Source organism: Qipengyuania seohaensis (genome assembly GCF_002795865.1).
GTDB classification, from domain to species: domain Bacteria; phylum Pseudomonadota; class Alphaproteobacteria; order Sphingomonadales; family Sphingomonadaceae; genus Qipengyuania; species Qipengyuania seohaensis.
This window is the reverse complement of the sequence record NZ_CP024920.1, coordinates 1,343,074-1,356,257: the sequence shown is the minus strand read 5'-3', so window position 1 is coordinate 1,356,257 and position 13,184 is coordinate 1,343,074. Positions and strand designations below refer to the sequence as shown.

The window sequence follows — 13,184 nt, the reverse complement described above, 5'->3', positions numbered from 1 at the left end:
ATGCGGGATTCGCTACCGGATTTGACTGTGTGCGGTCGTGGCGGAACTGGTAGACGCGCAACGTTGAGGTCGTTGTGGCCGCAAGGCCGTGGAAGTTCGAGTCTTCTCGACCGCACCATCAGTCCCTGTTTTTCCGACAAGGCACAAAATTCCCGCACCCTCGCGTGGCCGCTTGTTCCTGCACCGCCATGTGCTTAAACGTCTTGGTCTGCACCGGAAGAATCCGGGCGGTCGGAGAGCGTGATCAGTGCAGTGGCTGGATAAAGACGGGGAGCTTCCGAAAGCTCTGGGGACCGTGCTCGACAAGAGCAAGGTTTCGCTCTCGCTCGCCGATCTACGCATGAAAGATGCTCCGCTTGTCGGCGTGAACAAGGCCTTCACCGCCATGACAGGCTATTCGGCCAAGGAAGCGCTCGGCAGGAACTGCCGCTTCCTGCAACCTGCGGGGGGTGCAGGTCCCGTTCGCCAGCGGATGCGCGATTTCATAGCGGATGCAAATTTGAGCGAAGGCAAATTTCTCGTGCCCAACGTGAAGGCCGACGGCGCGTCTTTTCTCAATCTCGTTTATCTGTCAAAGCTCAATTTACGTAGTGAAATCGTGTACATACTGGGCTCTCAATTCGAAGTTGTGCAGCACGGCGGCGTCGCGTTGGAAATGTACGAGACCGCGTTGAAGCAGGACGTTCGAAATCTGCGCGCGGTAGCGGGGGAGCTGGGGATGGTGATGCTGGGCACATACGAACAGCTCGCTTCGAGCCATTCGATTATCGCGGAGATGCGGTTGTCCGATTACAGGGGGTACTTGTGAGCGAGGGTTTGGAAAAGGGCGTGCCCGTCGTGGCCATCGGGGCTTCGGCGGGGGGACTGGAGGCTCTGCGCGAGGTTTTCGGCGCACGAGACGATGAAACCGGCCTCGCCTTCGTGATTATCCAGCATCTCGATCCTACCCATGAATCGCTCATGGCGCAGCTGATCGAGCGATATACCTCGATGAAGGTCACCCAGGCGGAAGGCGGAGAGGTCCTGAAGGCGGACCATATCTATGTGATCCCGCCCGCGCATGGTCTGGCGGTGACAGACGGCGTTCTCGAACTCACCGAATTTTCCGACCCGCGCGGCCAGCGTCGGCCGATCGACGATTTTTTCGACAGCGTGGCGAATGATCGCAATCACCTCGCTGCATGTGTCATTCTTTCCGGTACCGGGGCAGACGGAAGCCGGGGATTGCGGGCCATCAAGGAAATGGGCGGTCTCGCAGTAGCCCAGGATCCGGAAACCGCGCGCTATGACGGCATGCCCGTTTCCGCGATCGCTACCGGGCTGGTGGACGTCATCGCGAAGCCTGCAGACATCATCGACGTCGTCAGCGATTTTTTCGAGCGTGGACCGTCCGAGAAAGTCGAGGATGAGGCTCGCGAGGTTGCCGACCGCATCGACGAATTGTGCGAAGTCCTGCGCGAGACGGTCGGACATGACTTTTCCCGGTACAAGCGTTCGACGCTGGTGCGACGCGTTGCCCGAAGGATGCAGGTGCTCTCGATCGAGGATGCCGGTCGATACGTGAGGCGCATCCGATCGGATGGCGACGAATGCCGGGCTCTGTTCCAGGACCTCCTCATCAACGTCACACAGTTTTTCCGCGATGGGGACGATTTCAGGACACTTCACAAAGAGGTCATCGACTCAATCGTTCGCAACGCCCGTGACAGGCAGGAAGTGCGCGTCTGGGTGCCCGGCTGTTCGAGCGGTGAGGAAGCCTACACGATCGCAATGCTGTTCGCGGAATCGATGCGCCGCGAGGATAAGCGGCCCTACGTCCAGATCTTCGCAACCGACATCGACGACAAGATGCTCGATATCGCGCGCAGTGCGACCTACCCGGTTTCCGCGCTGCCCGACATTCCTGCGGAATTCCAGCATCACTACGTAATTGGCGGGACCGACACGTTCTCGATGGTCCCCCAGATCAGGGACATGGTGCGCTTCAGCCTGCACAACGTGGTGCGCGACCCGCCGTTCTCCAAGATCGACCTCGTTTCATGCAGAAACCTGCTGATCTATTTCGACGAGGATCTGCAGAAGATCGTCCTGCCGCTGTTCCACTTCGCGCTGCGCGACAGCGGGTTCCTTTTCCTCGGCACTTCCGAAGGCATCGGACGGTTCGAAGATCTGTTCGAGACGCTCGACCAGAGTGCGCGCATTTTCAAGCGCCGGAACGTGAAGAGCAATTACAATTTGCAACTCGCCAGAACGAATGCGCCGACTTACGTCCGCAGGCGGGAGCGCAGCGATGCCCCGTCGGACCAGCGATCTTCCGGTTCGACCGAGGTGGCGGCGCTGCGTCGTCTTGCGGAAAAGTACTCGCCCGTCAGCTTCCTGGTGGACCAGGAAGGGGCTCTGCTGCAAAAATGGGGTGCCGCCGGCCGGTACCTGGAATTCCCGGACCGGCTCGAGCGGACGGTACACGTTCCGACATTGGCGCGCCCGGGGCTGCGCGAGGTCATCGGCCCGCTATTGCGCAAGGTGGTCGAGGGACAAGCCCGCCTGATTGTGCGGGATCAGGAAATCACCACCGAATTCGGCCGGATAAACTCCTCGGTACTATGCGAACCGATCGGTCCGGGCGGCTATCTCATCGTCATTCGTGAAACGGGAGCATTACGTCCGTTCGATGAAGACGATTTCGCGGACTTCGAAATCGGCGACGGCCAGCTGCAGTTCCTCGAGGAAGAGCTGCAGAACACGCGTCACCGGCTGCGGTCCACGGTGGAGGAGCTCGAAACGACCAACGAGGAGCTCAAGAGCAGCAACGAAGAAATGATGTCGATGAACGAGGAGCTCCAGTCGACCAACGAGGAGCTCACGACGGTCAATGACGAACTGAAGACCAAGGTCGACCAGGTGACGGTCGCCAATGCCGATCTGAAGAACTTCTTCGCTACGACCGAGCTGATGGTGTTGGTCGTCGATGGCGATCTCAACCTGCGCAGCTTCACCGAGGCGGCCACGCAAATCTTTCCGATCAACGAACGCGATATCGGTCGCCAGCTCGACGTTCTGCCTTCGCAATTGAAAGACCAGAGCTATCTGCGCATGGCCAAGGCGGCTGCGACGCAGGGGCGCTCGGAAGATTACCACACATCGCTCTCGGACGGTTCGCGTGATTATATCGGACGCGTGATCCCCTATCGCCAGATGGACGGCGAGATCGACGGCGCAACGATCGTCTTCACGGACGTGACCGACGCGCTGGCGATGGAGCGCGACCTGCGCGAAGAACGCGAACGGCTACGCCTGGCGCTGGAAGTCGCCAAGATCGGGGTCTGGGAATACGAGCCGGGGACCGATCGCACAGTGCTCGACAAGACGGAGCGGCGCCTGCTTGAATTGGGCGACGACGAAGGCGACACCATGGAACCGATCCTCGCCAAACTACCAGGGCCGGATCGTGACAGCGTCAACACCGCGCTGCGTTTGGCGATGGATGGCGGAAAGGACTTCGACGAGGTCTTCTGCTTGCCGCTCGAGAATGGCGGCACAAGGTGGCTGCACGGTCTCGGCCGTCGTATCATGAGCAGCGAGGGTGCCAAGTTCATCGGGGTTACGTACGACATCACCTCCGAGCGCGAGATGCTTGCCGAGCGCGAGATCATGCTGCGCGAAATGAACCACCGCGTGAAGAACCTGTTCGCGGTAATTGCCGCCATGGTCGCCATTTCGCGGCGCGAGGCCGACAATCTCGACGATTTCGCGGAAGACCTGCGCAATCGCATCCACGCCCTTGGACGATCCCACGCTTTGACCACGCGCCATGCGGATGGCGGTTCGGTTCACTTGCGCGAGTTGCTCGACACGGTGCTGGCCCCGGCGCATGAGAACCAGAAGCTCAAGTTCGATGGGCCGGAGGTGGAAGTGCCGAATGCCAAGCTGACATCGGTGGCGCTAATTCTTCACGAATGGGCCACCAATGCATCGAAGTACGGCGCGCTGGGCGATGAAAATGGATCCGTGACCGTCAATTGGGACTTCGACGGCAACGACCTGCGCCTCGACTGGATCGAAAGCGGAAGTACGGGGGAAGACGGGAACGGAAAGGGTTTCGGAACCCGTCTGCTGGAGGTCACAGCCCGGCAATTGTCCGGCAGGGTGGAGGGCGAGAAGGCAGAAAACGGCTATACTCGCCGCTTGGTCTTCCCGCTCACAGACAATGCGTCGCCTGCTCCTTCAAGCCCAGCTTGAGAGCCTTCAAGAGGTCACTTTCGCAAACCGGCTTGTCGAGCTGGGGTTCATTCCTGAACTCGCCTGCCAATTCCTCGTGACGCAGGTTCGCGCTGACGAAGACGATGTGGGTGCCCGCTTCGCGCAATTTGCGCGCCAAAGGCCATACCGGACGGGCGTTGAGATCGATGTCGAGCACCGCGGCGCGCGGCGTCTCTTCGCTGACCATGGCGAGCGCCTCGTCGAGCGAGGTTGCTGGCCCGAGAACATCGTAGCCGGCATCGACAAGCGTCATCTCGAAATCGAAAGCGATCAACGCCTCGTCATCGACGATAAGGATCCTGCTGGATAGCGACACGAAATTCATTCCCCTTTTGAAGGCTGAAAATACCCCTGGGGCCAAAAGGTTTCGCGAATTGTGTCATTTGTTTCGTCGGGGGACGGTTTCAACGATTGTCGATCGGGCTCATTTCCCACCAGGCGCCGCCTTCGCGCTCGACCTTGTGGCGTCCAAGGTCACGCAGGCAGGCCATGAAACCGGGCTTGAACATCTCATCACCCTTCGAACAATCCGCTTCTGCGCACTGGCAATCGAACGTGTCCCATTGGTCGGCGGTGGTGAGGTGTATATCGCCATAGGGATTGAGCAGGCGCAAACCTGCAATGGCACCCACTTCGCTTTCGTTGACCAACAGGTCGTATCCGCGCTTCCCGTTGAGGATCGGTCCGTCCTTGGTATCGAGGCCCGGATCGGCAATGCGGGTAGTAGGGCCGTTGCGCACCACGAAAAAGGCAGGCGTGACGGCACGCCGCTCGGCCCCGGTCGGATGCTCGTCCTCCGGCAGGCCGGCGTGGCGGCACACGCTCTGGTGCATCCGCTCCATCGACTTCTCGAAAAAGACCGAGCGCCTGACGCCGCCATCATATAGCGCGCGCGATCCCTTGCTCGACCCTGTAACGCGCATTTGCTGGTGGAACACCGGCATTGCGGAAGAGGCCATGGCCGCCGCACACAGGGCATCGACGGCTTTCTCGTTGTCGGGCTCGTCGCGCACGAGGCCGCGCACATCGACATAATGGAACAGGCCGCAGTTCGCCTCGACGAAACCGATATAGCCGGCGATATTCGATTGACGCAGCGCGTCGAGAAGCGTGGCGTCGCCGTTTTCGAAGATGGCGTTGCGAATGCGCTTGCGTAGCGGCGCGGTGCCCGCCTGCGCGCCGCGCAAGGGCAGCATTTCAAGGCCGGTGTTGCGCACCACCTCACGCTCGGTGCGCGGCGAATATCCCCATTCCAGCCGGTCCATCGCATAACGCCGGATCTGCACCGGCTGGGTCTCGTCCAGCGCCACCATGAGCAGCAGGGTCTGCAGCGATCCGGTGGAAATGCCGGTGATGATCTTCACGTCCCGCATCGCCAGGTCGCGGCCACTGGCATCGTGCATGGTGCGGAAAAGGCCTGCGCCATAGGCCCCCCACTGCCCTCCGCCCGAAAGCATCAGCACCTTTGCGCCCGGCGCGTTGTGCGGCTCGTCCGGGTCACGCGCGAACTTCCGGCCATGCTCGTCGTGACCATGCAGGGCGCACTCTTCGACCAGCTTCTCGAGGTCGTCGCCCAAGGGGTCGCTGTTATGGCCGGCATGATGCCCATGCCCGGCCTTGGCGATAACCGACTGGCTGTGCGGCGGAGGGGCATCGCGCTGGATGTCGCGAATGAACCGGTTGGGCGCTGCCTCATGCACATGATCGTGGAAATGGCTGCAGGGAACCTCGTGCGGGCCCCAGTTGAACAGCTTGCGTCCGATAAAGAAGAACAGGAACGGAAGGCAGAAGCCCACCACGAGGTAAAACAGGTTTTCCAGCATCGTCGCTCGCCCCCTCGACAGCCACCAGTCGGATTTTGCCTATAGTGTTTTCGCGTCCAAGCCTATTGGAGAGCGACGACATCGGGGGAACAATTGATGCGCATCGAACGCAAGCGTGGCGGTCCGTGGGTGAACGAACACCGTTCGATCTTCAAATTCATGCGGCGGACGATCGAGGTGCACGAGGACGCGTCCGATGACGTTGCAGGGGTTCTTGCGCAGCGACGGGACGCGATGGGCGGTCTTATCGACTACGAGGCCAAGCGCGACCGCGAGCTGTGTGTGACCGGGTCCGGCTGGTCGCAAAGCAAGCTCTTCCACGGACTATCCAGCCATGTCACGACCGATGCCGACGAAGGCGTCTGGCCGGTCCCCGACGAGGCTTTCCTCGACGGGGTCGAGAACCGCCAACGCTATGTCCTGGTGACCGGAGGGACGAAGATACATCGGTTGATGGACTGGCTCGGCAAACCTGGCCGCGACCTGTCGCTGCGCACTGCCGGATCGCACAAGGGCCAGAGCGTTGCGGGCATGGTTGCCACTGGATCGCACGGCTCGACACTGGATGAAACGGGCTGCGAGACGCATGTCAGGGGCATGGTCGTCTCGACCGGCAAGGGTGAAGCGGTATGGCTCGGCGATCCGGACAAGCCCGTCCTGAAGGATGATTGGGTCGCGAGCTTTGCCACCCCCGGCAATCCGGCTCACTTTGCGGCCGCGCGCGTCCATCTCGGCGGCATGGGTTTCGTTTCGGCCTACCTCATCGAAGCGGTGGAGGAATTCTACCGCGGCCTGGTGAAACGCGCCCGCGTGCTCCCCGCCGACTGGGCCGACCTGGTCGCGCAAGGCCGCTTTTCCGAGGCGATGGGCGATATCACCCAGGGCCGAACCCCGCATTATTACGAGCTGACCTTCGATCCCTTCGCGGCGGATGACGAAGAGGTGCTCGAGACGATCTGGCTCGACATCGAGACGACGACCAAGCCCACCCTCGATGCAGCCCCGGTGAGCCGGACCTCGTTCGAAGCCCTGGGCGAGCAGGCCGCCAAAGGGGTCAAGCAGATCACCGAGAACCCGCTCGCGCCTGAAATGATCGAGGCGCGCCTGCGCGACCTGATCGATGTGCCGGGCATGATCTTCGATGATTTCAAGGAGCACGCCTGCGACGAGCGCGACGTGCCGCGCACGTTGTCTCAGCTGACGGCGCAGTGGGAGCCGCACCGGCTCTTCGGATTGCGGGTCGATGTCTACAATGCGGCCTTCGCAGTGCCGCTGGAGCGATTGCCCGAAGCCTTGCGGATAGCGCGCGAAATGGCTTCGGGGATTGAGGACAACATCCGGACCTTCAGCAAGGATTTCGTCTATACCGTGCGCTTTGCGAAGAAGAGCCCAGCCGCGATGGGCTTCCTGAAATTCGAAGACAACGCCATCATCAATATCGACGGGCTGCCGAAGAATTTTCTGCTCGGCACCGACGCGCATGTGGCTGCGCGGCGGCTGCAATACCTTCTCAAGAAGGCGGGCATCCCTTTCACCATGCACTGGGGCAAGGATGCGCAGATGGATGCGGCAGACATCCGCGACCAGTACGGCTCTGCCGTCGATGCCTACCGCGCGGCGCGCAAGGCCCTGCTGGGCGAGCGGGACGAGGTTTTCATCTCGCCCGCCCTTGAACGCTGGGGTCTTGCCTGACCCTTATCCGTGAGCGCCGAACAGGTTTGCGATCGCGGTCGAGATACGCAGCGATAAATTGTGCGCGTCTTCGATCGGATCGATGTAATTGGCCCTGATCGCGTCATACCCTTCGCCGGTGCCGCGCGGGTATTCGCCGCCTTCGTCCATTGCGAAATCGGTCTTGCGCGGAAAGCTGGTCGGATAGGCGCGGCGCAGCTGTGCCAGCGCCTCGTCGACGCGCAAGGTGAAGACCATTTCCAGCACGTCGGTCCGGCTGATGTCGTTGGCGCGGCTGAAAACCGGGACAGACACGATCTTGAGGAACATGTGCTGCATCAGCGCAAGCCGCACTGCCTGCAGCACGCCGATCATGCGGCGCGTGTGTTCGCGTTCGGGATGCGGTTCTTCGTCCGGGACCAGATCGAACAGGCGATGGAGCTTTAACGCGTCGACCCTGAGGCGGGAAGCAAGCCGCCGGAACACGCCGTTGCGATCGTCCTGGATGAGATATTCAGCCAACGCCTCGCAGGCGCGTGAGAGGTGGTCTTCCGTCCCGCGATAGGGGCGGCTCGCCCAGTAGGCGGAGTTGAAGAGCTCTCCATAGGCCGCCACCGTCTTGATGCTGGCCAGCGCATTGGATGCACGCACGAGGCGCATGATCTGCCGGCCGCGCGGGCTTTGGCGCAGTAGCTCTGCAATATCCTCGTAATTGCTTTCGGCCGCGCTCCCGACACCGGCAATAATATTCACCGGATAGCCCAATTGCTGGAGAATGGCGTTGTGCGGGATCGCGCGAATTTGCCGCAGGCTCATCTCGCGGTCCGCGTTAAGATCGCTCTGCCGGCGCGACACGCGGCTGCCGGTCGAATTGAGCAGGCCCAGGCCGAAGGCAGTGATTGCCCGGCTGTAGGTGCGGCTTTCCAGGTGCTCCTGCTGGTGATCCTTCACTGCCCGGTAGAAGTCGAGGCTGAGGTCGGTCCGGCGATAGAAGGGATCCGTCGGCGCTTCCAGGTCGGCCTTCGCAGGCGCTCGCTCGGCAATTTCGGAGAGCGTCGCCAGTGCCAGTTCGGGCGTCGAGAAGAACAGGTAGCCGTCACCGCCCTGGAAGCTCGCCTCGGGCTCGAGCCGGATGTTCGCGCGCGCAAAGCGGCGACGCGCCCAGGGGCTCATCGGCCATTCGAGGCGGTCCTTGAAGCTGGCCGGATGCGCGCCGCGTCCCATGCCTTCGCCATGGGTGTTGAAGACCAGCGCGGCGACATCGGTCAGGCCATTGGCGGCCATCGCTTCGGCAAGGCGGCCCTGCAGGCGTTCGATCGCGAGGCTGGCTGGGATCTGCCCGACGAAACGGCCAGCATCTGAAAAACCGGTCTGGATCGCGACCCTGCCGCGCAGGCGCGCGTAGTCGCGATAGGCTTCCTCCGCGAGCAGGGCGTCGAGGAAGCGTCCGCCATGTTCCAGTGCGCTTTCGGTCTCGAACAGGGGCGACACATCGACCTTGTTCTCGATGCCGAACAGGCGTGCGAAATAGAGCGCCGAAAGCACGGTCGCGGGCTGTTCGCATTCGGCGACCAGCATGCGGATCGGCGCATCTGCGTCCACGTGCTTGAGGATTTGCGCCATGGCGAGAAACTGGCGCACAGCGGTAGAACTCTCGATCGCGAGGGAGGCGAAATTGGCCGAGAGCGGCTTGGCCTTGGCGAGCAGGTCGCGCAGGGCGCCCAGAGCACCCTGGCTGCCGAGGTCCATCTCTTCGCCGTTTTCGATGCGGGTGCGGATGGCGTTGTGAAGCTGCTTGGCATTCACGCGGAAGTGGATGTGGCCCATTCCCAGTCCATCGGCGCGCATGGCCGCGGCCAGCGTCTTGAAGGCGATCGCTTCCTCGGTCGCTTCGTCCGCAGCTTCGCTTTCGAGCTGTTCGATGATCGGGGTCAGCGACAGGAGCTTGTCGTCATGGTCGGCGGTCAGGCGATTGGCGGCTTCGGACAGGTCTTTCGGGTCGGTCAGGTCGCCTGCGAAGTCTTCGGCACTGCGCAGCGTGTGGGCCTGTGCAGCACGCAGCGTGGCAATCAGCGGATGGTCGGAATCGATCGCAGCGAGCTGGTCGGCATAGCGGCCCAATCGCTCCGCCTTCTCGGACAGGCGAAAGCGGATCGAGGTGTACCACTTGATGTCCGTGCGCCCGTCCATGTCGTAGCCGACCCAGCTGGCGAAGTGGAACGGCAGCGGCTGCAGTTCGCGCCAGCGCTTGGGCCACTTCTTGGCCGCGCAGGCATAGAGCGATGTTACGATCCGGTCGCGGGCTTCCTGGGCGTGAGCCAGTGCGGACATTGCCTCGCCGTGTTCGTAATCGAGTGTGATCTGCGCACGTTGGCCATCGGGGTGGCCCACCTTCACGCCTTCACCGGCGGCCTTGGCGACGGCGGCGGTCTGTCCGGGCGGGAGCAGGAAGGTCGGATGCGCGGTGAAGACGACATGCAGCTGCGGATGGGCCCAGTGCGCTGCGAAAACATCAAAATCGTCGGCATCCTTGCAGAAGGTGTCGAGCCGCTGCGGCGCAGCGTCGGGCGATACCAGGTCGCGCAAATGGTCGGCCCTCACTTCGAGCGCCTGTCCTTCCAGTTCCTCGATCAGTGCCGCCAGGTCCTCGAGCGACAGCTCGCCCGCCTCGAGCTCGCGCGAAAGGTCGTGGGCAAGCTGGAACACCGGATTGAACAGCGGCGTCTCCTGCGTCCTTGCATGCAGTTCGCGCAGCCTTTCGGCCAGAGTATCGAAGGAGAGGGGGGAAAGATCGGTCAAATGCGCGCTCCAGGTGAGGTTCGGTGCATAAATGCCGGGAAAAGGGGGCGGTGAGTCAAGGGCGGGCTCCGCACAGCGGCATGAATAGGTTTGCGCTTCGGGTAACTGCGCATTGCCGAATGGTGTTCCGCCCTTCTCCCTTTACACCTGCGCAATCCTTCGTCACGCAATCGGCAGGTGTTAACAGGTCGCGCACACTCGCACGTTAGGTCCACCAGACCGGCTATTCGGTGAAGGACACGAAACAGGATATGGATACATGAGCGATTGGACCATCGGCATCATCGGCGGGTCGGGCCTCTATGCGATCGACGAGCTGGAAGACGCGCAGTGGATCGAGATCAATTCGCCGTGGGGCGAGCCGTCGGACCAGATCCTGTGCGGCACCATCGGCCATGTGCGGGTCCGTTTCCTGCCGCGCCACGGACGCGGTCATCCGATCATTCCGGGGCGGATCGACGCGCGGGCCAATATCGATGCGCTGAAACGCGCCGGTTGCACCGACATTCTCGCCATCAGCGCGGTCGGATCGCTGTCGGAAGAGCTCGCGCCCGGACGCTTCGTCACGGTCGACCAGTTCATCGACAACACCAAGGGTCGCACCTCGACATTTTTCGACAATGGCTTCGTGGCGCACGTACCGTTTGGCGATCCGACTTGTACCCGCCTGTCGAAACATATCGCCAAGGCGGTCGAGAAATCGGGTGGCGACGTAACCACCGGCGCGACCTACCTCGCGATGGAGGGGCCGCAGTTCTCTACCCGCGCGGAAAGCAAGCTCTATCGGCATTGGGGGGCAGAGGTGATCGGCATGACCGGCATGCCCGAAGCCAAGCTCGCCCGGGAGGCGGAACTGCCATATGCGCTGCTCGCCATGGTGACCGACTGGGATAGCTGGCGCGACAACGAAGCCACCGTCGATGTCGCCGAAATCGTGGCCCAGATGCAGAAGAATTCCGAACTCGCGAAGAAAGCGCTGGTGACGTTCTGCAAAGGCCTGCCGAAAAAGCGCAGCCCTTCGCCGATCGATCGCGCACTGGACGATGCGGTAATTACTTCGCCCGAGCAGCATGACAGGGAATTAATGGCCAAGCTCGACGCCGTAGCCGGACGACTTTTCCGCGCACGATGAACGAACGTTTCGATCTCCTCGTGATCGGCGGCGGCATCAACGGTGCCGGGATCGCACGCGATGCGGCAGGCCGCGGCCTATCGGTTGCTCTGGCCGAGAAGGATGACCTCGCGTCGCATACTTCCTCGGCCAGCACCAAGCTCGTCCACGGCGGCTTGCGTTATCTCGAACACTACGAATTCAGGCTGGTTGCGGAGAGCCTGCGCGAGCGCGAAGTCCTGCTCGCGAATGCACCGCATATCATCTGGCCGCTGCGCTTCGTCTTGCCGCACGAACCGGGAATGCGGCCCAAGTGGATGCTGCGCGCAGGCCTGTTCCTCTATGACCGCCTTGGTGGGCGCAAGTCGCTACCGGGCTCGCACAAAGTGGACCTGCGCGATCCACCGCATCGCGCGATCCTGCAGGACCACCTCACCAGCGGGTTCGAATATTCGGATTGCTGGGTGGAGGATTCCCGCCTCGTAGTCCTTACCGCGATGGATGCGGAGGAGCGGGGCGCGAAGGTCTGGACGCGCACCGAATGCACAGCGCTTGAGCGCCATGCCGATCACTGGCTAGCCACGCTGAATGAACCCGACGGCGAGCGCGTGGTAGAAGCCAAGACGGTGGTCAACGCGGCTGGGCCTTTCGTGGACAGGGTTGCCAAGACCGCTCTCGGCGAAGGAACGCCCGCGCATCTTCGGCTGGTGAAGGGCAGCCACATCATCGTCCCGCGAGCCTATGTCGGCGATCATGCCTACATTTTCCAGCAGGCGGACGAGCGGATCGTGTTCGCCATACCCTACGAGCGCGATTTCACCCTGATCGGGACGACGGACCTTCTCTACGAAGGCGATCTAGACCATGTGGAGATCGCCGCTGAAGAGCGCGAATACCTGCGAAAAGCGGCGACGCATTATCTCAGGAGCGGGATCACCGAAGAGGACATCGTGCACACCTATTCGGGCGTGCGTCCCCTCTACGAAGACAATGCCGCGTCCAATTCCACGGTGACGCGCGATTATGTATTCGAGATCGACGCGGAGGGCGGCGCGCCTATCCTGTCGGTCTACGGCGGCAAGATCACGACCTATCGCAAGCTGGCCGAACACGCCTTGGAAAAGCTCGCGGCCCATGCCGACATTCCGTCGCAGGGCTGGACCGCCGATGCGCCCCTTCCGGGCGGCGATATGGAAAAAGGCGACTTCGCAAGGTTCCTGTGGAAGGCCAGCGACCGTTTCAGCTGGGTACCGCCGGAGATGCTCCTAAGGCTGGTGCGCGCCTACGGAACGCGGATACAGAGCGTGATCGAAGGCGCGCGCAGCCTCGAAGAGCTCGGTAGGCACTTCGGGGGCGATTTCTACGAGGCGGAACTGCGCTATCTCGTGGACTGCGAATACGCCCGCTCTGCAGAAGACGTGTTGTGGAGGCGCAGCAAGCTTGGACTGCATCTGTCCCAGGAAACACAAGATTCCGTAAGGGAATGGTTCTCGTCGCGTTCCTGAGGCGCCCTGCGGTTC

The 13,184-nt window shown here is 62.0% G+C and carries 8 protein-coding genes and 1 tRNA gene; 6 read left to right on the top strand and 3 right to left on the bottom strand.

Features of this window, described 5'->3' with window-relative positions:
- Positions 1 to 31: 31 nt before the first annotated feature.
- From CVE41_RS06615 to CVE41_RS06605, 3 genes are all read left to right on the top strand, one after another.
- A tRNA-Leu gene (locus CVE41_RS06615) sits at positions 32 to 118 on the top strand.
- Positions 119 to 247: 129 nt separating this feature from the next.
- Positions 248 to 808, top strand: a complete 561-nt coding sequence (locus CVE41_RS06610; RefSeq protein ID WP_157799431.1) for a PAS domain-containing protein — start codon at positions 248 to 250, stop codon at positions 806 to 808.
- Positions 805 to 4,239, top strand: coding sequence for a chemotaxis protein CheB (locus CVE41_RS06605; RefSeq protein ID WP_232725824.1), 3,435 nt, complete (start codon positions 805 to 807; stop codon positions 4,237 to 4,239). Before CVE41_RS06610 ends, CVE41_RS06605 begins: the two co-directional genes overlap by 4 nt.
- Here CVE41_RS06605 and CVE41_RS06600 read toward each other — a convergent pair.
- Together CVE41_RS06600 and CVE41_RS06595 are read right to left on the bottom strand one after the other, a co-directional pair.
- On the bottom strand, positions 4,199 to 4,585 hold the full coding sequence (locus tag CVE41_RS06600) for a response regulator (RefSeq protein WP_100259944.1): 387 nt from the start codon (positions 4,583 to 4,585) through the stop codon (positions 4,199 to 4,201). The genes CVE41_RS06605 and CVE41_RS06600 overlap by 41 nt on opposite strands.
- Positions 4,586 to 4,664: 79 nt before the next feature.
- Entirely contained in the window at positions 4,665 to 6,083 is a 1,419-nt protein-coding gene (locus tag CVE41_RS06595) for a patatin-like phospholipase family protein (protein ID WP_100259943.1), read from the bottom strand.
- Positions 6,084 to 6,179: 96 nt separating this feature from the next.
- Here CVE41_RS06595 and CVE41_RS06590 point away from each other — a divergent pair, with 96 nt between their 5' ends.
- Complete coding sequence (locus tag CVE41_RS06590; protein WP_100259942.1) at positions 6,180 to 7,775, top strand: FAD-binding protein; 1,596 nt, start codon at positions 6,180 to 6,182, stop codon at positions 7,773 to 7,775.
- A gap of 3 nt (positions 7,776 to 7,778) precedes the next feature.
- On the opposite strand, the gene CVE41_RS06585 is transcribed toward CVE41_RS06590, so the two are convergent.
- Complete coding sequence (locus CVE41_RS06585) at positions 7,779 to 10,553, bottom strand: phosphoenolpyruvate carboxylase (protein ID WP_100259941.1); 2,775 nt, start codon at positions 10,551 to 10,553, stop codon at positions 7,779 to 7,781.
- A 259-nt stretch (positions 10,554 to 10,812) separates the two neighbouring features.
- On the opposite strand from CVE41_RS06585, the gene mtnP reads away from it, so the two are divergent.
- Both mtnP and glpD read left to right on the top strand, forming a co-directional pair.
- The gene (gene mtnP / locus CVE41_RS06580; RefSeq protein WP_100259940.1) at positions 10,813 to 11,685 is read left to right on the top strand and encodes an S-methyl-5'-thioadenosine phosphorylase; all 873 of its coding nucleotides are present in this window, start codon (positions 10,813 to 10,815) and stop codon (positions 11,683 to 11,685) included.
- Complete coding sequence (gene glpD / locus CVE41_RS06575; protein ID WP_100259939.1) at positions 11,682 to 13,169, top strand: glycerol-3-phosphate dehydrogenase; 1,488 nt, start codon at positions 11,682 to 11,684, stop codon at positions 13,167 to 13,169. Before mtnP ends, glpD begins: the two co-directional genes overlap by 4 nt.
- Positions 13,170 to 13,184: the final 15 nt, after the last annotated feature.